General features: G+C 76.0%; 18 protein-coding genes and 1 pseudogene. 4 read left to right on the top strand and 15 right to left on the bottom strand.

What is annotated here, in order from left to right; translation table 11 throughout:
* Positions 1-120 precede the first annotated feature (120 nt).
* Positions 121-723, bottom strand: coding sequence for an RNA polymerase sigma factor (locus QA634_RS30200; RefSeq protein ID WP_012335638.1), 603 nt, complete (start codon positions 721-723; stop codon positions 121-123).
* Positions 724-916: 193 nt separating this feature from the next.
* On the opposite strand from QA634_RS30200, the gene QA634_RS30195 reads away from it, so the two are divergent.
* Both QA634_RS30195 and mobA read left to right on the top strand, forming a co-directional pair.
* The gene (locus tag QA634_RS30195; protein WP_012335637.1) at positions 917-2,041 is read left to right on the top strand and encodes an Mrp/NBP35 family ATP-binding protein; all 1,125 of its coding nucleotides are present in this window, start codon (positions 917-919) and stop codon (positions 2,039-2,041) included.
* Positions 2,038-2,667, top strand: coding sequence for a molybdenum cofactor guanylyltransferase MobA (mobA, locus tag QA634_RS30190; RefSeq protein WP_012335636.1), 630 nt, complete (start codon positions 2,038-2,040; stop codon positions 2,665-2,667). Before QA634_RS30195 ends, mobA begins: the two co-directional genes overlap by 4 nt.
* 333 nt (positions 2,668-3,000) lie before the next feature.
* Here mobA and QA634_RS30185 read toward each other — a convergent pair whose 3' ends face one another.
* From QA634_RS30185 to QA634_RS30175, 3 genes are all read right to left on the bottom strand, one after another.
* On the bottom strand, positions 3,001-3,192 hold the full coding sequence (locus QA634_RS30185) for a hypothetical protein (protein ID WP_012335635.1): 192 nt from the start codon (positions 3,190-3,192) through the stop codon (positions 3,001-3,003).
* Positions 3,193-3,252: 60 nt separating this feature from the next.
* The gene (locus QA634_RS30180; protein WP_012335634.1) at positions 3,253-3,888 is read right to left on the bottom strand and encodes a lysozyme; all 636 of its coding nucleotides are present in this window, start codon (positions 3,886-3,888) and stop codon (positions 3,253-3,255) included.
* Between the two features lie 63 nt (positions 3,889-3,951).
* A complete protein-coding gene (locus tag QA634_RS30175) occupies positions 3,952-4,299 on the bottom strand; it encodes a hypothetical protein (RefSeq protein WP_012335633.1) in 348 nt (115 codons plus the stop codon).
* Positions 4,300-4,724: 425 nt separating this feature from the next.
* Here QA634_RS30175 and QA634_RS30170 point away from each other — a divergent pair, with 425 nt between their 5' ends.
* Positions 4,725-4,931 (top strand): hypothetical protein, encoded by a 207-nt coding sequence (locus QA634_RS30170; RefSeq protein ID WP_043701754.1) that lies wholly within the window; start codon positions 4,725-4,727, stop codon positions 4,929-4,931.
* Between the two features lie 701 nt (positions 4,932-5,632).
* Here the strand turns inward: QA634_RS30170 and QA634_RS35990 are convergent.
* The 3 genes and pseudogenes from QA634_RS35990 to QA634_RS30155 all read right to left on the bottom strand — a co-directional run.
* Positions 5,633-5,809: pseudogene (locus tag QA634_RS35990) on the bottom strand (DUF2793 domain-containing protein); the annotation flags it as partial.
* Between the two features lie 76 nt (positions 5,810-5,885).
* The gene (locus QA634_RS30160) at positions 5,886-9,791 is read right to left on the bottom strand and encodes a baseplate multidomain protein megatron (protein ID WP_012335632.1); all 3,906 of its coding nucleotides are present in this window, start codon (positions 9,789-9,791) and stop codon (positions 5,886-5,888) included.
* Entirely contained in the window at positions 9,788-10,270 is a 483-nt protein-coding gene (locus QA634_RS30155) for an NlpC/P60 family protein (protein WP_012335631.1), read from the bottom strand. Before QA634_RS30155 ends, QA634_RS30160 begins: the two co-directional genes overlap by 4 nt.
* Before the next feature lie 429 nt (positions 10,271-10,699).
* Here QA634_RS30155 and QA634_RS30150 point away from each other — a divergent pair, with 429 nt between their 5' ends.
* Positions 10,700-11,356 carry a methyl-accepting chemotaxis protein gene (locus QA634_RS30150; protein ID WP_150108890.1) on the top strand — a complete coding sequence of 219 codons (657 nt, stop codon included), beginning with the start codon at positions 10,700-10,702 and terminating at the stop codon, positions 11,354-11,356.
* On the opposite strand, the gene QA634_RS30145 is transcribed toward QA634_RS30150, so the two are convergent.
* The 8 genes from QA634_RS30145 to QA634_RS30110 form a co-directional block, all read right to left on the bottom strand.
* A complete protein-coding gene (locus QA634_RS30145) occupies positions 11,329-12,333 on the bottom strand; it encodes an inorganic phosphate transporter (RefSeq protein ID WP_012335630.1) in 1,005 nt (334 codons plus the stop codon). The two genes, QA634_RS30150 and QA634_RS30145, sit on opposite strands and share 28 nt — an antisense overlap.
* Before the next feature lie 7 nt (positions 12,334-12,340).
* Positions 12,341-12,985, bottom strand: coding sequence for a DUF47 domain-containing protein (locus tag QA634_RS30140; protein ID WP_012335629.1), 645 nt, complete (start codon positions 12,983-12,985; stop codon positions 12,341-12,343).
* Between the two features lie 361 nt (positions 12,986-13,346).
* Entirely contained in the window at positions 13,347-14,240 is an 894-nt protein-coding gene (locus tag QA634_RS30135; protein WP_012335628.1) for a DUF2163 domain-containing protein, read from the bottom strand.
* On the bottom strand, positions 14,237-14,872 hold the full coding sequence (locus QA634_RS30130; RefSeq protein ID WP_012335627.1) for a DUF2460 domain-containing protein: 636 nt from the start codon (positions 14,870-14,872) through the stop codon (positions 14,237-14,239). The genes QA634_RS30135 and QA634_RS30130 overlap by 4 nt, the downstream gene beginning before the upstream one ends.
* 1 nt (position 14,873) lies before the next feature.
* Positions 14,874-16,142 (bottom strand): hypothetical protein, encoded by a 1,269-nt coding sequence (locus QA634_RS30125; RefSeq protein WP_012335626.1) that lies wholly within the window; start codon positions 16,140-16,142, stop codon positions 14,874-14,876.
* The gene (locus tag QA634_RS30120; RefSeq protein ID WP_012335625.1) at positions 16,126-16,707 is read right to left on the bottom strand and encodes a gene transfer agent family protein; all 582 of its coding nucleotides are present in this window, start codon (positions 16,705-16,707) and stop codon (positions 16,126-16,128) included. The genes QA634_RS30125 and QA634_RS30120 overlap by 17 nt, the downstream gene beginning before the upstream one ends.
* Positions 16,708-16,715: 8 nt before the next feature.
* Positions 16,716-17,183, bottom strand: coding sequence for a phage tail tube protein (locus QA634_RS30115; RefSeq protein WP_012335624.1), 468 nt, complete (start codon positions 17,181-17,183; stop codon positions 16,716-16,718).
* Positions 17,184-17,249: 66 nt separating this feature from the next.
* Positions 17,250-17,663 (bottom strand): DUF3168 domain-containing protein, encoded by a 414-nt coding sequence (locus QA634_RS30110; RefSeq protein ID WP_012335623.1) that lies wholly within the window; start codon positions 17,661-17,663, stop codon positions 17,250-17,252.

Raw genomic sequence — 17,663 nt, 5'->3', positions numbered from 1 at the left:
GATCCTTGGACACCGGATCCTTGAGCCTCGCCGTGCAGCGCGTCGAAGCGCGCGAGCGCCGCCGCGACCGCGCGCTCGCGCGCCTGCGGCGAGGGGGCGGGCGGGGGCGTGAGGGCGGGATCAGGCGCCATGGCTTTCCTCCCCGGAGGCCTTGAGACGGCGGCGCAGGTCGTGCAGGCGCCACGAGACGGTGGATTCGGCGAGGCCGAGAACGGCGGCCGCCTCGGCGTGGGTCAGTCCCTCGCCGTGGACCAGGATGACGGTCGCGCGCAGGGCCGGGTCGAGCCGGGCGAGTTCCCCTGCGAGCCAAGACCGCCGGTAGAGGTCGCGTCCGTCGGGGGGCCGGGCGAGGCCGGCCCAGACGGCGAGCCCCCGCCGGAGCCGGTCCAGCGCGCCCCGGCGGCGGTGATGGTCGCGGCAGGCATTGATCAGGATCCCGGTGAGCCAGGTCGCGACCCGCGCCTCGCCCCGGAACCCGGCGAGCTTGGCCGGCAGGGCGCAGCAGACCTCCTGCACGAGGTCCTCCGCATCCTCCCGGGAGCCGGTCATGCGCCACGCGACGCGGTGCAGCCGGTCGTAGTGGCGCCGCAGCAGCGTCTCGAAGGCCGCTCGATCGCCCTGCCCCGCTCGCGCGACCAGGTCCGCGTCGGGATCGGGCGGCGGGATCGCGGCCTTCGGGGAAGCCGGCGGCGTGTCGGGGTGGAGCATGGCGAGGTCCCGCATCGGACGATCCCGGCGGCCCCGCGGCCGCGCTCGCCCCCTTGGACGCGGCGGGCGACGGAATCCTTGGAGCCGCCTTGAAGCGCATTCGCCCGATCCAAGCCGCGCGCCGGCGCACTCTGGTGTTTCGCACCCGCAAGGTTACATGCACGCATGAGGGACCGGGCGCCTTCCCGCCCGCCAGGAGTGACGAGACGTGGCGATCACCCGTGAGGACGTGCTGCAGGCGCTGTCGGGCGTGACGGTGGACCAGAAGGGCACTCCGCTTCCGGCCTCGGGGCGCCTCTCCGAGATCGTGATCGGCCCGGGCGACCGGGTGATGTTCTCGATCGGGATCGATCCGAGCGAGGCCGAGGCCTTCGAGGCGGTGCGGCGGGCCGCCGAGGTCGCCGTGCTCAGGCTGCCGGGGGTGACGGGCGCGCTCGCGAGCCTCACGTCCGAGCGGCCGCAGGCCCGGCCGCAACCGCCGAAGCGGCCGGCCGGTCCCGGCGGGGCGCCCCGGCCCGGGCCGGCGCTGCCCGGCATCCGCCACGTGGTCGCGGTGGCTTCCGGCAAGGGCGGGGTCGGCAAGTCGACCACCGCATGCAACCTCGCCCTGGCCCTGAAGGCGCAGGGCCTGAAGGTCGGCCTGCTCGATGCCGACATCTACGGCCCCTCGGTGCCCAAGCTGTTCGGCCTCGACCGGAAGCCCGAGACGGTGTCGACGCCGGAGGGCCAGCGGATCGTGCCCCTCTCCGGCTACGGCATGCCGGTGATGTCGATCGGCTTCCTGATCCAGGCCGAGACGGCGATGATCTGGCGCGGGCCGATGGTGCAATCGGCCCTCACCCAACTCCTGCGCGAGGTGGCCTGGGGCGACCTCGACGTGCTGGTGGTCGACATGCCCCCCGGCACCGGCGACGCGCAGCTCACCCTGGCCCAGGCGACCCCGCTCGCGGGCGCGGTGATCGTCTCGACGCCGCAGGACCTCGCGCTGATCGACGCGCGGCGGGGCGTGACGATGTTCAAGCGGGTCGAGGTGCCGATCCTCGGCATCGTCGAGAACATGGCGACCTTCGTCTGCCCGCATTGCGGGCAGGCCTCGGCCATCTTCGGGCATGGCGGGGCGCGCCACGAGGCGGAGCGCCTCGGCGTGCCCTTCCTCGGCGAGGTGCCGCTGACGATGGCGATCCGCGAATCCTCGGATGCGGGCCGTCCCGTCGTGGCGGTGGACCCGGACGGGCCCCAGGCCGCGATCTACCGGGAGATCGCGGCGCGCCTCTGGGCGGGCCTGTCGGGGGCTCCCGCCGGCCGCACGCCGCCGCGGATCGTCATCGAGTGAGCGTCCCGCCCACCCTCGGGGTGATCCTGGGCGGCGGCCTCGCCCGGCGGATGGGGGGCGGCGACAAGCCCCTGCTGCGGCTCGGCGGCGAGACGCTGCTGGCGCGGGTCGCCGCGCGGCTCGCGCCGCAATGCGCCGCGGGCGTGGTCCTGAGCGCCAACGGCGATCCGGCGCGCTTCCGGCCCGCCTTCGCGGGGCCTGTCCTGCCCGATTCGGTGCCGGACGCGCCCGGTCCGCTCGCCGGGGTGCTGGCCGGCCTCGACCACGCCGCCGCACATCACCCGGGCGTCGCCTTCGTGGCCACGGTGGCGGGCGACACGCCCTTCCTGCCGGGGGATTTCGTGGCCCGGCTCCACGCCGCCCGCGCGGCGGCCGGCACGCCCCTCGCCACGGCCGCGTCGGGGGGCCGGGCGCATTACGTGGACGGGCTCTGGCCGGTCGCGCTGCGCGACGACCTGCGGGCGGCCTTGGTGACGGAGGGCTTGCGGCGGGTCGGGCAGTGGATCGCCCGGCACGGCACCGCCGAGGCGGCGTGGCCGTCCGAGCCGGTCGATCCGTTCCTGAACCTCAACACGCCCGACGACCTGGCCCTGGCTGAGGCGCTCGCCGCCCGCCACGGGCGCTGAGCCGTCTCGGCGCGGCAGTGCCACCGAGCCGCGAAAGGAAAAAGCCCGGCTGCGCGGGGCAGCCGGGCCAAGGAACGACCTCTGAGAGGAGACCAGAAGAGCACAGGCGCCCCGGCAACGAAACGGGAACCTGCGCGCATCCGCGTCGGGACCCCCGGAGGCGGAGCGCCGAGGATGCCGCTGCGCCACGGGCAGCGCTGTCCCATGGAACGGCGCCCCCGGAACGCAGCGTTCGCGAAGCCGGGCCCGGTCTTCGGCGGCGAACGACAGCCGGATCGCGCCCGGCCGCCATGCGCGGTCTCGCGAAGACTGGCAGCGGGAGACGCCGGCCGGTCACCCGGTCCGCGCGCCCTTGAGGAAGCCGGCCGCGAGCGCGCCGGCCGCGCCGAGGAGGGCCAGGACGTTCGCGGCCGTGCCGGGATCCTGGAAGAAGGCCGCCAGGGCCGGCCGGCCCGCCAGGCTCGCCGCCACCGCCGCCGCCGAGAGCAGCCCGGTCACCACCCCGGGCGTCAGGATTTTGGTCATCGTCTCTCTCCAGGTTGGCGCGCCGTCCGGCGGCGCGCGAGACATCGAGGGCCGCGCGGATCAGCCCCGCGCGAGCGTCCGGCCCGAGGACGCCGGTGCGGCCCGGCCGGCAGCGGAAGGCCCGCCGCAGGGGGCGGGCCGGGCCGGTCCCGGGCGGGTGAGCGGCGCCATCGGGTCGGGCGGCCGCGGCGCGGGCCCGGGCGGCGGCCCGGCCGGCACCCGCACCGGCGCCGCGTCGCCGGCGCGCGCCCTCGGCAGGGCCCGCGCGTAGGGCGTCCGCGCCTGGTCGCGCTCCGCCCGCCGCCGCGGCAGGATCGCGGCCGGCCGGTTCCACAGCAGGAACGCCTCCGCCGCCCCCGCGAGGTCGCCCGCATTGGCCTTGCGGACGATGGTCGATTCCGCGAAGCGCACCGGGCCGATGTTGTAGGCGAGGCTCGCGCAGGCATCGAAGAATTCCTGCGGCACCGGCTTCGCCAGCGCCCTGCGCACCGGGTCGACGGAGCGCTCCACCGCCTGCGCGAAGAGCCGGTCGCTCTCGGCTCGCGTGATGCGCAGCCCGGGCCTGACCACGATCAGCCCGGAGGCCGTGGTGATCCCGACGCCGATGGTCCAGACGCCCACGCTGTCCTTGTAGGCGGTCAGCCGCTCGCCTTCGCGCGCCCGCAGGACCGCGCGGCCGATGGGTGACAAGTCCACGACGTGCCTCCGGGAGAGAGGGGCCGCCCGAGGCGGCCGCGGGTCGTGCGGCGGGGCGGCCGCTCAGGCCGCGGGCGCCGCGGCGGGCGGACGGGCGGCCTCGCGCAGCGCGTCGCGCTCGGCGGTCACCGCCGCGAGCTGCCGGCGCAGCCCCTCCCGCTCGGCCTCCGCCGCCGCCAGCGCCGCCGCCTTCGCGTCCCGCTCCGCCGTCATCGCGCTCAGCACCTCCCCCAGCACCGCCGCGACCTCCGCCCCGGCGATCGGCACCGGATCCGTCTCGCGCTCGGCGTAGACCTCGCCCGTCGCCGGATCCGCCACCCGCTCCAGGTCCTTGCGGTGCGCCGCGATCGCACCGCTCGCCGCAATCCGGAACAGCACCTCGTAGAGGTGCACCGTCTTCTCGATCGCCATCCTCAGGCCCCCTCAGGAAATCGCCGCCCGGTCGGTCACCCGCCGCCAGGTCGCCCCGTCGCTGAAGGCCGGCACCGGGCCTCCCGCCTCGTTCGCGACGTGGATCTGCGCGCCCGCCCCCCGCGGCCGCCGCGCTCGGCACCGTCGCCACCGTGTAGCCCGGCAGCCGCACCGGGCCCGCGAAGGCCGCTCCGGAGAGGTCGGCCTTCGTGGCGTCGCGGAAGCCCTGGTGGAAGATCCTGTAGGCGTTGGCCCCCATGGACCAGCCGCCGACCTTCCAGGCGTTGTCGACGTCGAGGCCGAAATAGGCCGCGAACTGGCCCGGCCGGTGGAACGCCATAAACGCGGCATCACCGGTGCCAGTGCCAGCCCTGACTTCGAGTCGGGGTGTCCCAGAGGCGACTGCTATCGTCCCGGTTGTGCCGATGAACGACGCCGTGCCCGCGCCGAACGTCGACCAACCGGAGATGGTCAGCCCGGCGAAGGTCGGGGCGCTCTCACTCCCAAGCCCCAGCGCGCTCGCCCCCGCGGCCGCACTCGCCGCGGTCAGCACGGCGCGGCCGGTCGCCGTCGCGTCGGCGATTTCGGCCGCGGCCGGCCCGGCCAGCGCCCTGCCGCTCGCGCGGCTGTAGGCCCGCACCGTCCAGGCCCCCGCCGCGTCCGAGGTCGCCAGCGCCGTGTCCCCGGCCGCCGTCACCAGGGTGGCGCCGCCGGGCAGGATCAGCCGCGCCGGGTCGTGCGTCAGCCCGACCGCGCCCGAGAAGCGCAGGAGCCGCAGCCGCCGCGGCGCGCTGCCGAAGCTCGTCACCGTCGCGGCCCCGGTCAGCGTCACGCACAGCGCGTTCACCGCCCCGAGATCCACGCTCGGCCCCGCCGCCACGCTCGCCTCGGCCGCCCGCCAATCCACCCCGCCGGTGGCCCGGTCGACCCGCAGCGCCTCCGTCCAGGTTGCCCCGTCGCCCGAGACCTTCAGGTGCAGGTCGTCGTCCCCGGTCAGCCCGAGCTCGGCCCGCCCCGACCAGCCCGATTGCAGCAGCAGGGAGAGCGTGTTGCCGGCCGCCTCCTTGGTGAGCGTGTAGCGCAGGTCGCCGCTGCCGCCCTCCGCCGCCGGCAGCGCCGCCCACAGCGCCGTGTTCAGCTTGGCGGCGAACGGGTTGGCGGCGTCGGCCGTGGTGCCGATCCCGAGCCGCGCCAGGTTCTGCAGCGCGCTCAGGCTGCTCCGGAAGCCCACCCACGCGCCGCCGCCGGCCGGCCCGGCCGCGCCGGCCGGCCCGGCCGCGTAGGTGTAGAGGTCGCCCTCGTCCACCACGTAGGCCAGCCAGCCCGGCCGGGGGATGAACGACAGCCAGCGCCCGTCCTGGTAGCGCACCACCCGCCCCGCCCAGCCCGCCCAGGCCCCGGTCGGGTTCGCCCCGGCGAGCAGGTAGCGGTCCCCCTCCGCCGCCGAGGCCGGCGGGGCGAGCAGGTCCTTGTCCAGCACCGCGAGCTGCACCAGCGTGTCGAGGCCCATCAGCGCCTCGTTGTGCGTCACGTGCTTCTGCGCCTGCGCGGCCGCCAGCAGCGGCAGCGCCAGGTTGGGGGTGGACTCAGACATCGAGCGTGATCCTCAAGGGGATGCCCCGGCCGTAGGCGGCCGAGACCTGACAGATCGCCACGGTGAGCCGCCGCACCGGGCCGCCGAAATCGGCCGCCTGCTCGGCCACCGGATAGGTCAGGGACGGGCCCGCCGCCGCCAGCCTGCGCCGCACGGCGCCGGTCTCGGAGAGGATGTCCACCGCGTAGGCCTCCGTCTCCTCGGCCAGCGGCACCTCGACCTGGTCCCAGCTGTCCCCGTCCCGCCGCGTGCGCCGGATCCAGGACAGGTCGAGGTCGCCGCTCTCGCGCCGCCGCAGCCGCGCCTGCACGGGCGCGTAGGGCCGCAACCCCGCCCCCGTCACCGTCACGCGGGCCGCGGCGTAGGAGGGGTCCTCCGGACCGCGCGCCGCCGGCCCCCAGCGGAAGTCCTGCGGCAGCCCCCGCGCCGAGGCCGGCATGCCCGACTGCACCAGGGCCTGCGAGAGCACCACGAACGCCGCCCGGGCCGGCGTCGGGGCGCCCATGGCGAACTCGGTGCCGAGCTGCCCGCGCAGGAGCCCGGCGAGCCGGTAGCGGCCCGCCCCCAGCAGGGTGGCGCCGGCCCATTGCAGCACCTCCCACGCGCCCGAGGGCCCGAGCAGGGCCGCCGTGTTGGCGCCGTTCAGGACGTCGAGATCGGAGGCCGAGACCAGCTCGGCGCCGGGCGGCACCTGCACGAACACCTCGTTCACCCGGTCCCAGCGCCCGGTCGGGCCCGGGAACAGGTCGGCCACGAGCTCGCCGATGATCGAGCGCGCCTGGATCAGGGCGTCCGCCTCCGGCGCCCCGCCGGCGAGCGCCCGCAGCACGCTCACCGGCGACCACGGCACCGTGTAGGCCGCGAAGGAGGGCGCGTGGGGCACCGCCTGCGCGCTCAGGAGCGGCAGGTCGAGGATGCGGAACAGCCCCACCCCCACCGCCGCCGGCGGTGCCGGCGCCCGCCCGGTCCCGCCCCCGTCCCGGTAGGCGTAGACCCCCGCATCCGCCCGCACGGCGGAGAAGGGCCGGCCCGCCTCCAGGCCGAGCCGGGTCAGCCGCACCTCGACCGGGCTGCCGGCGAGGTCGAGCGCGACCACGTCCCCGACCTCCAGGGCCAGGGCCGAGGGCGGCAGGGTCGCGGTCACCGCCTCGCGCTCGACCACCGCCTGGTAGAGCAGCGCCTGCGCCAGGCCCCGCGCCGCCCCCTCCTCCAGGCAGAGCGGCAGGCTCACCCGCGACACGGAGGCCGCCCGGCCGGAGAGCCGGCGCGCCTCGACCGCCGCGCTCTGGTAGCCCCGCGCCGGATCGACGAAGCTCAGCGACAGCGCCGCCGGCAGCGCCGCCTCCTCGGTCCGGGTGCGCCGGAAATCCGGGCCCTGGCCCGCGGCGACCAGATCCGCTTGCGTGAAGCGGGCCACCGGCGCCCGGGCCAGCGGCCGGAAGCGCAGCACCCCGCCGCTCTCGACCCCGTCGAAGAAGAACGCGGTGCGCAGCGGCGCCAGGCTGTCGCGCGGGGCCTGCACCTCCGCCACCACGTAGCCGAACACCACCCCGCGCAGGGCCGAGACGTCGACCTCGACCCCCGTGCCCCGGCACAGGTCGGCCACCACGTCCAGCAGGCTGCCCAGGGTCAGCCGGCCGTTGAGCCAGTGCCCGAGCGCGTAGTTCGGCGCGTCGCTCCACACCCCGACCTGGCGCGGGAAGTCCGGGTAGGGCCGCGCATCCCAGGTCCACACGAAGATCCGCTCCGCATCGACCATGCGACCGCCATAGACCGCCGAGACCGGGTTGGCCTCCGGCGCCCGCCAGTGGCGCAGCACCGCCTCCAGGAAGGCGCGCTGCATCGCCACGTCCTGCCGGCCGTTCGAGAAGTACGGCAGGAGGCTCTCCGAGGATTTCGGGTCGACGAAGACGTTGGGCTGGTTGGCGCCCTTGTCGACCGCCGGGCAGCCGAGCTCGGTGAAGCGGATCGGCTTCGACTGCGGCACCCACGCCGTGGCCGTGGCTCGGCGCACCCCGCCCGGCCGGTCGTGGTGGGGGTTGGCCCACCAGGCGCGCAGCTCCTTGAGCCGGAACACCCAGTCCTCGCCGTGGGCGGTGTCGCGGATCGGCACCCGGTTCTGCGCGTCGCGGTCGGCCTGCGTCGGGTAGAACCAGTCGAACAGCTCGCCCCCGGCGACGTTGCCGGCGAGATAGGCGGGGTCGTCGACGCTCGCGAAGCGCCGCGCGTCCAGGTGGCCGAAGCCGTCGCGCCAATCGGCGAGCGGCATGTAGTTGTCGATCCCGACGAAGTCGATGTTGGGGTCGGCCCACAGCGGATCGAGGTGGAAGTAGACGTCGCCGCTGCCGTCCTGCGGGCGATGGCTGGCGTACTCGGTCCAGTCCGCCCCGTAGCCGATCGCCGTGCCGGGCCCGAGGATGGCGCGCGCGTCGGCGGCGAGCGCGCGCAGCTGCGCCACCGCCGGGAAGAGGCCGGGGCCGGAGCGCAGCGCGGTCAGCCCGACCATCTCGGAGCCGATCAGGAAGCCGTCGACCCCGCCCGCCGCCTCGGCGAGCCGGGCGCAGGTCAGGATGAAGCGGCGGAAGCTCCACTCGGCCCTGGCGCAGGTCACCGTGCCGCCGCTCCAGGCGAGGTCGGCCGGGGCGACGCGGCCGAAGAAGGCGGCGACCTGGTCGGCGGCGGCGGGCGTTCCGTCCGGGCTGCCGGGCCGGCCGATCGCCGGATCGCAGGTGACGCGCCCGCGCCAGGGAAAGGCCGCCTGCTCCGGGCCGCCATAGGGGTCGGGCAGGCCGTTGCCGGCCGGCACGTCCATCATCACGAACGGGTAGAGCGTCACCGAGAACCCGCGCCGCTTCAGCTCGCGGATCGCCTGCACCACCGAGAGGTCGCAGGGCGCCCCGCCGATCAACGGGTTGCCGTCCGGGTCGCGGCTGACCCGCTGCGCCTGCGCCCTCGCGAGGCCGCCGGCGCTCCAGGGCAGGTCGGTGGTCTTCCGCGCCGCCTCGGCCTTCGGGACGATGCGGCAGGCCGCGAGGCGCAGGTCCGTGCCCTGCCAGGCGACGACGAGGGAGACGTGGCGGCAGGCCGGCGCCTCGGCCTGAAGCTGGTCGAGGGCGCGGACGAGGTCGACCGCGCCCGAGACGGTGTTCTGCCCGGCGAGCGCCCCGAAGGCGTTCGCGGTCACCGGGGCGGTGGCGTAGACGAACTCGCCCATGGCCGGGATCAGGGTCACGGCGGTGACGAGGTCCTCCAGTGCCGGGCGACCATCGGCGCAGGGCGGGCGGCGGATGACCTCGGCGGTGATCACCGGCACGCGGTTGCCGAAGGCGGCGAGCGGCATGTCCTCGACCACGATGTAGGCGAGGCCGCGATAGGCGGGGGCGCCCCCCTCGACGGCCTCGATCTTGGGATCGGGCCCCTGCGCCTCGTCGCCGAGGTAGATGCGGGCCTGGTAATCGGCGAGCCGCAGCGGCTTGCCGTCGGCGTAGATCTCGCCGATGGCGGTGATCGGCCCCTCGCAGAGGGCGACCGCGAGGCTGACGCTGTACGTGTAGGTGACGTTGTAGGTCTTCTGGGTGGGCGCGCCCTTGCCGCCGCGGGTCTTCACCGTCTCGACGTGCTGCTCCTCGCGGAGCTTGGTGGCCCAGATGATCTGGCCGGCGACGCGGGGGCGGCCGAAGACGCGGGCGATCGCCGCGCCCTCGCTGGAGGCGGTGACGTAGAGCTCGGAGAGGCGCGGCCCCGCGTTGATCTGCGGCCTGGGGCGGGATCCGAACAGGGCGCGGTCGAGGACGCCGCCGAGGCCGGCGCCGGCGACGCCGCCGAGGAGGCCGCCGAGCGGGCCGGCCAGGGCGGTACCGGCGGCCTTGCCGGCATAGGAGAGGACGAGGGTGCTCATGCGCGGAGGCCCGGGAAGCGGAAGGCGTGGGCGATGCGCCGCGACCAGGCGCGGGGGAGGCTGCATTCGAGGACGGCGTGGCCGTCATAGGCGTGGAGCATCCGGGGCGCCGGCCCGGCGAGGGGGGCGGTGAGGATGGCGCAGTGCTTGGCGGGCAGGCCGTCGCGCCAGCGGAAGAGCAGGACGTCGCCGGCCAGCGCCTCGGGGGGCGGGATCTCGGCGAGGTGGCGGCGGGCGGCGTCGCGCAGGGGCTCGGCCGGGCCGTCCGGTCCGAGCGCGGCGCTCTCGGCCCAGCCCGGGGCGTAGGGGGGCGGCTCCTCGGGGCTGCGCCCGTAGAGTTCGGCGTAGACGCCCCGCACCAGGCCGAGGCAGTCGCAGCCGAGCCCCTTCAGCGCCGCCTGGTGGTGGTAGGGCGTGCCGCGCCACGCCCGGGCGGTCGCGACCACGCGGGCGCGGGTGAGATGAGGATCCGCGTTCATTCCGGGCACCCGTGCACGGGCGGCCCGGATGGAAGCCGCCTATCGCGACCGCACCCGAACGCCCACGATCGATGTCCCTCGACGGCTACGGTGCGGCGCATCTCTCGCTCAACGAGATGATGAAACCGACCAACGAGGTGCTTACGCGCCTCTCGGATTACCAGCTCCGTGAGACGCGCAGCGAATTCGAGCGTGCTCGGATCTCCGCGGCATGGGCCAAGATGGCGCTGACCGCGTGCCTCGCGCTGGCCGTCGTCGCGAGCGTGCTCGGCTTGGTCACCGTGCTGGTCGGCGTCACGCGCCCGCTCCTCGCCGCGACGGCGACCATGACGCCGCTGGCCGGGGGCGACCTCGCCGTGCCGGTCGAGGGCACCGCGCGCCGCGACGAGATCGGCGCGATGGCGCGCCGTCCAGGTGTTCAAGGACGCGATGATCGCCAAGCGCGAGGCGGACGAGGCCGGCGCCGTCGAGAACGCCGCCAGGACGCGCCGCGCGCAGGTGCTCGACGCGCTCACCCGGCAGGTCGAGGCGCAGGTCTCCGCCCTGACGCGGGGCCTCTCCGCCTCCTCGGCCGAGATGGCGGTGATTGCCCGCTCGATGAACGGGACCGCGGACGCGACGACGGCGCACGCGGTCTCGGTCGCCTCCGCGGCGGAGCAGGCCGCCGCCAACGTGCAGACCGTGGCCGCGGCGAGCGAGGCGATGGCGGCCTCGATCCAGGAGATCGCCGGCCAGGTCGCCCGCTCCTCCGCCATCGCCGAGCGCGCCTGCGAGGACGCGGAGCGGACCGACGCGATGCTCCGTCAGCTGTCGGCCTCGGCGGAGCGGATCGGCGACGTGGTCGCGCTGATCGCCAGCATCGCCGGGCAGACGAACCTGCTGGCGCTCAACGCCACGATCGAGGCGGCCCGGGCCGGCGAGGCGGGGCGCGGCTTCGCGGTCGTCGCCAGCGAGGTGAAGGCGCTCGCGGGCCAGACCGCCGCGGCGACGGAGACCCTCGCCGGGCCGCCCTCCTCGGCCCGGTCCGGGACGGGGAACCGGCCGCGGCAGGGCGCCGGTCAGGAGATCAGCGCCGTGAGACCGTAGGCGCCCGCGCCGATCAGCGCCGCCGCGGGCAGGGTGAGCACCCAGGCCACCACGATGTTGCTCGCCACCCCCCAGCGCACCGCGGAGGTGCGGCGGGCCGCCCCCACCCCGATGATCGCCCCGGTGATGGTGTGCGTGGTCGAGACCGGGATCCCGAGCCAGGTCGCCCCGAACAGCGTCAGCGCCCCGCCCGTCTCGGCGCAGAAGCCCTGCATCGGCGTGAGCCGCGTGATGCGCGAGCCCATCGTGCGCACGATCCGCCAGCCGCCCAGCAGCGTGCCGGCCGCCATCGCCGCCTGGCAGGACAAAACCACCCAGAGCGGCACGAAGAACGCGCTCCCGAGGTGCCCCTGGCTGTAGAGCAGCACCGCGATGATCCCCATCGTCTTCTGCGCGTCGTTGCCGCCGTGGCCGAGCGAGTAGAGCGAGGCCGAGACGAATTGCAGGTGGCGGAAGGTGCGGTCGACCGCGAAGGGCGTCGAGCGCACGAACCCCCACGAGACGATCAGCACCAGCAGGAGCGCGAGCAGGAACCCGAGCAGGGGCGAGAGCACGATGGCCGCCGCGGTCTTGCCGAGCCCGCCCCAGACCACCGCCTGCCAGCCCGCCTTGGCGATCCCCGCCCCGACGAGCCCTCCGACGAGCGCGTGCGAGCTGCTCGACGGGATGCCGAGCACCCAGGTCAGCACGTTCCAGGCGATGGCCCCCACGAGCGCGCCGAAGATCACGCGGGCATCGACCAGGCTCGCCTCCACGATGCCGGTGCCGAGCGTCTGGGCGACGTGCAGGCCGAAGAACAGGAAGGCGATGAAGTTGAAGAAGGCCGCCCAGACCACGGCGTAATGCGGCCGCAGCACCCGGGTCGAGACGATGGTGGCGATCGAGTTGGCCGCGTCGTGCAGGCCGTTGAGGAAGTCGAACAGGAGCGCGAGGGCGATGAGGCCGGTGAGCGCCGGCAGCGCGAGGGCGTCGGTCATCGCCGCCCTACACGTTCTCGATCACGATGCCGCTGATCTCGTTGGCGACGTCCTCGAAGCGGTCGACCACGTCCTCCAGGTGACCCAGGATCTCGCTGCCGACGATGTAGGCCATGGGATCGGTCCGCCCGTGCGCGCGGTAGAGGGACTTGAGGCCCTGCTCGTGCAACGCGTCGGAGCGGCCCTCCACCTTGACCACCAGCTCGGTCAGCATGGCGAGGCGGCCCGCCTGCGGGCCGATCGCCTTCAGGAGCGGCACGGCCTGGGCGGTGAGCCGGGCGGCCTCCAGCACCGTACCGCCCAGCTCCTGCATGATCGGATCGAACCGGCGCACATCGAACAGGGTGATGGCCTTGGCGGTGCGGTTCATCTGGTCGATGGCATCGTCCATCGACTGGATCAGGTCCTTGATGTCGCCGCGGTCGAACGGGGTGATGAAGCTGCGCCGCACGGCCTGCAGCACCTCGCGGGAGATGTCGTCCGCCTCGTGCTCGCGCTCGGCGATGATCCGGCAGTAGCGCGGCACGTCCTCCCCGCCCTTGAGCAGGTCCTGCAGCGCCTCGGCCGCCGCGACCAGGGTGTCGGCGTGCCGCTCGAACAGGTCGAAGAAGCGGTCCTCCTTCGGCATCAGCGCGCGAAACCAGCCCAGCATGCCCCACCTGCCTCGTCCGACCGCCCGCAGGCGCTTCTCTGGAAAGCCGGCTAACTTGCAAACAGGCCGTTTGTTCGTCCCGAGCGGGTCGTGCCGAGCCCGGCCCGAACCGGTCCGGACCGGGCACGACGGTCCTTGCCGCTGCGGCAGGCGGGCGCGCTCGGGACTGGTCTCGGATGCGGTCCCGGCTCCGCCGCAGGCGCGCGGATCGGACGCTCCCCGGTCGCTCCGGCCTCGGCGGGCGGATGCTTGGCGGTGACGCGCATCCCGCGGCGCGTGGACGGGCCGATCCGGCATGGACCGGGCGGCCGGACCGGGCGGCCGGCGCGCCGGCGGCCTCCTTGCTGCCGCAGGCGCCCGGCTACCGCAGGCGCCCGCCGTCATTGCCGGCCTCGTCCCGCCTGGAGGACACCGCGTAGTCGTTGCCCGGCAGGTCCGGGAAGCCGCGGAAATTGACCGCGTTGCCGAACTTGGTCCGGCAGCTGCCGAAGGACTTGTCGCAGCCGGCCGTGACCGTGAACGCGTCGCCCGCCGCCATCGCGGCCGGGGCCGGCTCCCACAGGTCGAGGAGCGCGGCGGCGCCGGCGACCCCGCGCTGATGCGCCCGCACCTCGACCACCGCGTTCGCATTGGCGCCCCGCGTCCAGACCAGCCGCCCGGCCGTGAACCAATCCGTGCGGAACGCGTCGAGGCCCGCGGCCAGGAGCGTCCGCGGCGAGCGCACGGCCGCGACCGTGCCGGTGCCGCGGTAGGCGGCTCCCGTCGCGTCGATCCCGCAGCGCGCATCGCCGAGCAGCGCGTCGCAGGAGCGCTGATAGAGCCGCCCGGTCGGCTGGCCGAGGCGGTCCGCGAGCCCCCGCACCTCCGCGGTGAAGCCGCAGGCACCGCGGGACACCTCGCCGAGATGCCCGCACAGCACCGGCACCGCGTTCGCCGGGGCGGACCAATCCACCCACCACACCGCCACCGCCGCCCCGTCGTAGAGGCCGCGCGCCAGTTCGCTTTCCGCCAGCCGCCCGGAGCGGAGCGCCCCCATGATCTCGCCCGTGTCGGGGCTCAGGCCCGCGCCCTGCTCCAGGGCCGAGCCGGTGGCGCCGGTCTCGGCCGCGCAGGGAACCCCGTCGCAGACCACGTCCTCGTCGTGGTCGGTGAAGCCGAGCCGCATCCCGTCCGTGCGGGTCAGGATCCAGCAGCGGCAGAGCGTGGTGACGCCGCTCGCGAGGCTCGCGGCGAGGGCGGGAGGCAGGGATCTCACCGGCGCAGCTCCAGGATCGGGATGTCGGCGACCACGCCGGCCAGCACCGCCTGGTGGTCGATCTCCAGGCGGTCGGTGGCGAAGCGCACCGGCACGTCGAACAGGAACCCCGCCGTCACCGCGGCGCCCGCGGGCGGGGCCTGCGCGAGGGTGACGCGGCCGGTGGTGGCGTCGACGGCGAAGCCGGAGGCCGGCAACTCGGCGCCCGCCACCGCCACCCGGACCGAGCCGGCCACCGGCTTGACGATCGGGCGCGTGTAGGGGGCGAAGGCCGCCCCGTAGGTCTTGGCGAGCGGGAACACGGTCGCGGCGCCGTCGCCCGTGCCGAGGGGCTGGTCGGTGGCGGCGGGCGCGCGGCCGAAGGGGCCGGAGGCGTGGTCGAAGGTGTCGCGCCAGCGGAAGCCGTAGAGGGGCCCGCGGCGCTCCTCGAAGAAGGCGATCAGGAGCGCGATGTCCTCGGCGCGGCGGAGCGCCGGCCCGGCATTGTAGGCGCGCCGAGAGTGGCGCCAGAGGCTGTTCCTCTCCTCGTCGCCGGAGCCGAGCGTGACGATCTCGGTGCGCCGCTCCGGCCCGCCGCGGGACCCGTAGAAGAGGGCGAGCGGAAAGCGCACCTCGTGGAAGGGCGAGGCCATGTCACTGCCCCCGCAACCCGCGCTGGACGGCGCGCGCCAGGGCGGCGGTGACCTGCGCCTCGGCGCGCGCGAAGCTCGGCGCGTCGGGCGTCTGCACCACCACGCTCACCTGGATCGGGGCGGGCGCGGGCGCCGCGGCCGGGCCGCGGGCCGCCGGGACGATGCGGCCGGGCTGGAGCGGCACGAAGGTCTCGCGGCCGCGCTCGCCCACCGTGTAGGCCACGCCCGGCACCACCGGCCCGCCCTCGGCGCGGCCGGTCGGGTTGAGGTCGAGGCCGAGGCCCTTGGCGGCCTCCCCCAGCAGGTCGCCGCCCGCCCCGCCCCTGGCGAGGAAGCCCTCGACGGTGCGGTCGATGCTCCGGGCGGCGAGCGTGATGGCGAAGCGGGAGAGCACCGCGTTGAGCCGCTCGCCGTCGAGGATCGCGCCCTTCAGCGCCCCCGAGAGGGCGGAGCCGAAATCCCGCGAGGCCTGCTGGAAGGCGCGCTGCGCCCGCTCGGCGTCCTCGACCTGCTGGGTCGCCGCGCCGTAGGCCGCCGCGACCTTCTCAACCTCGGCCGTGAGGGCGGGGGTGACGGCGAGATCCGCCTTCTTGGCCGCGTCGAGGAGGCGGAAGGCGGCCTCGGCCCGGGCGGCGGCGCCCTCGGACAGGCCGAGCGTCTCGGCCTCGACGCGCAGGAGCCCGGTCCGCTTGGTGAGGCGGGCGACCTCGGAGCGGAAGGCGTCGCCGTCGGGGGCCGCGGATGTCCCGGGGCGCGCCGCGGGCGGGGATGCCGGGGCGGCGCCCTGGAACGCGGGCGCCGCGGCCGCGGGCGCGGGGGCCCCGGCGGGTGCCGGGACCGGGAGGGCGGGCGGGAGGGCGCGCGCGGGTGCCGGCTCCTCGGCCTCCCCGGCGCGGGTCGGCCCGGGTTCGGCGCCGGACATCCTCCGGGCGGGGGCGCGGGCGCCGGTCGGCGGCGCGGCTTGCGGCGGCGCGCCGGATACGGAGGAGGCCGGCGGCGCGGCCGCGCCGCCGGCAGGGCGGGGGGCCTGGGCGGCGGGGACGGCGGACGCCGCGGCGGGGGCCTGCGCCACCATCCGGACGATCTCGCCGCGCACCCCCTCCCCGGCCCGCGCCATGGCGGCCTGCATCCGGGCGGCGCTCGCCGCGACGGCCCGCTCGGCCTGGCCGAGGGCGCGCTCGGCCAGGGGCGCGGCCCGGTCGAGGGCGCGCTCGTAGGCGTCGAGATTCGCCTCCAGGGAGACGACGAGGCGGTCAAGCTCGGTCGGCATGCGGGGCTCCCGCGGTCTCGGCCCGGATCCAGGCCCAGAGCCGGTCCTCTTCGGCGGCGCTCATCGGCTCGGGCCCGTCGGGGCCGTGGGCCCGGTTGAAGCCGTCCAGGTAGGCGGCGAATTGCCAGAGGCTCATCGCCCGCAGGTCGGCGACGGCGAGGCCGAGGGCGGCGGCGGCCTCGTAGAAGGGCGCGAAGGCCATGCGCCCGTCCGGGCGGGCCGGCGAGGGCCGGGTCCAGCGCCCGACCTCCTCGTCCTCGGCGCCGTCGAGGCCCGCCGCGAGGGCGAGCGTCGCCGCCGCGATGACGGTGAGGCAGGGCAGGCCGTCGAGGCCCGCCGCGAGGGCGTGGGCCTCGCCGACGCCGAGGCCGCCGCCGACCAGGGCGACGCGCAGGGTCTCGGCCACGTCCCGGAAGCGGTAGGGCCGCCCGGTCCGGAGCCGGTGCAGGAGGTCGGCGGGGCCGAGGCCGGTCGCCTCCTGGAGGGCTTCCAGGTCGCCGATCGCGAGGCGGAAGCGCCGGACCGCGCCGCCGAGGGCGAGGTCGACATGGCCGTCGCGGCTCATCGGATCCGTCAGGGCGCGGCCGTGAACGGCACCGGGCCGCTCGACTGCAGGGCGACCGTGACGGTGCAGCGCTCGCCGCGGATCGCCCCGACCTCGAAGCTCGTGAGGTGGAACAGCCCCTCCCAGTGGCCGGCGCCTCCGGCGCCGGTGCCGGCGCCTCCGGTCCCGTCCCCGGCGACGTCCACGCGGGTCCGCACGGGGCCGTCCGCCTCGAAGGCGGCGCGCCAGCGGCCGAGGCTCTGGCGGGCCATCACGCCCTTGCCCGAGATGGTCACGGATTTCGAGACCACGTCGCGGGCGACGAACGGGGCGGCGTCCTCGTTGACTGCGTCCGGGATGGCGACGCTGTTGGTCTCCTTGCTGAAGGAGACGGAGCGCTCGGTGAGCCCGACCGGCGCCTCGAAGGTACCGGCCCGGTCGGGGCTCTCGAGCTTCACGGAGACGCCCGAGAAGGGCAGCGTGGCGGCTTCGGTCATGGCGGGATTCCTCGTGGGGGGTCCGGGGACCGCGTCCCCGGCGGGTCCGGGGCGGCGCCCCGGGGGTCAGGCGGCGGCGACGGCGGAGAAGCGCAGCACCGCGTGCCAGGAGGCGGGCCCCTGGGGCTCGGGCACGTACAGGCTGCGCTCGTGGGCGATCCAGAGGAGCCGGCCGCGGGACAGGCGCAGATCGGCCTCGTCGAGGGCGGCCGCGGCCGCGGCGGCGAGGCGCTGGATGGCGCTTGTGCCGCGCTCGCCGCGGGCGAAGGCGTGCAGCGTGATGCGGCAGGTGCAGCCGACCCAGCCCTCGGCCTCGTAGGGGCGGGTCTCGACGGGGTCGAGGCGCAGGAAGGGCCAGTCCTCGCCCGCCCGCACGTAGTCGCGCACGCGGCCCTGCACGAGGGCGCAGAGGGCCGGATCGGCGGCGAGCCGCGCCATCACGGCCTGGCCGAGGGGTTCGCCGAGGTCGAGGCTCGCCAT

This window comes from Methylobacterium sp. CB376 (assembly GCF_029714205.1).
Taxonomy (GTDB): Bacteria; Pseudomonadota; Alphaproteobacteria; order Rhizobiales; family Beijerinckiaceae; genus Methylobacterium.
Note: the sequence above shows the minus strand (reverse complement) of the source record. Positions and strands in the feature narration are given on the sequence as shown.

Bases quoted from the DNA above. Each gene is read 5' to 3' on its own strand.
- QA634_RS30200 (WP_012335638.1), bottom strand. From the start codon at position 723: ATGCGGGACCTCGCCATGCTCCACCCCGACACGCCGCCGGCTTCCCCG.
- QA634_RS30185 (WP_012335635.1), bottom strand. From the start codon at position 3,192: ATGACCAAAATCCTGACGCCCGGGGTGGTGACCGGGCTGCTCTCGGCG.
- QA634_RS30175 (WP_012335633.1), bottom strand. From the start codon at position 4,299: ATGGCGATCGAGAAGACGGTGCACCTCTACGAGGTGCTGTTCCGGATT.
- QA634_RS30170 (WP_043701754.1), top strand. From the start codon at position 4,725: ATGAACGACGCCGTGCCCGCGCCGAACGTCGACCAACCGGAGATGGTC.
- QA634_RS30160 (WP_012335632.1), bottom strand. From the start codon at position 9,791: ATGAGCACCCTCGTCCTCTCCTATGCCGGCAAGGCCGCCGGTACCGCC.
- QA634_RS30155 (WP_012335631.1), bottom strand. From the start codon at position 10,270: ATGAACGCGGATCCTCATCTCACCCGCGCCCGCGTGGTCGCGACCGCC.
- QA634_RS30150 (WP_150108890.1), top strand. From the start codon at position 10,700: ATGATCGCCAAGCGCGAGGCGGACGAGGCCGGCGCCGTCGAGAACGCC.
- QA634_RS30145 (WP_012335630.1), bottom strand. From the start codon at position 12,333: ATGACCGACGCCCTCGCGCTGCCGGCGCTCACCGGCCTCATCGCCCTC.
- QA634_RS30140 (WP_012335629.1), bottom strand. From the start codon at position 12,985: ATGCTGGGCTGGTTTCGCGCGCTGATGCCGAAGGAGGACCGCTTCTTC.
- QA634_RS30130 (WP_012335627.1), bottom strand. From the start codon at position 14,872: ATGGCCTCGCCCTTCCACGAGGTGCGCTTTCCGCTCGCCCTCTTCTAC.
- QA634_RS30125 (WP_012335626.1), bottom strand. From the start codon at position 16,142: ATGCCGACCGAGCTTGACCGCCTCGTCGTCTCCCTGGAGGCGAATCTC.
- QA634_RS30120 (WP_012335625.1), bottom strand. From the start codon at position 16,707: ATGAGCCGCGACGGCCATGTCGACCTCGCCCTCGGCGGCGCGGTCCGG.
- QA634_RS30115 (WP_012335624.1), bottom strand. From the start codon at position 17,183: ATGACCGAAGCCGCCACGCTGCCCTTCTCGGGCGTCTCCGTGAAGCTC.
- QA634_RS30110 (WP_012335623.1), bottom strand. From the start codon at position 17,663: ATGGCGAGCCTCGACCTCGGCGAACCCCTCGGCCAGGCCGTGATGGCG.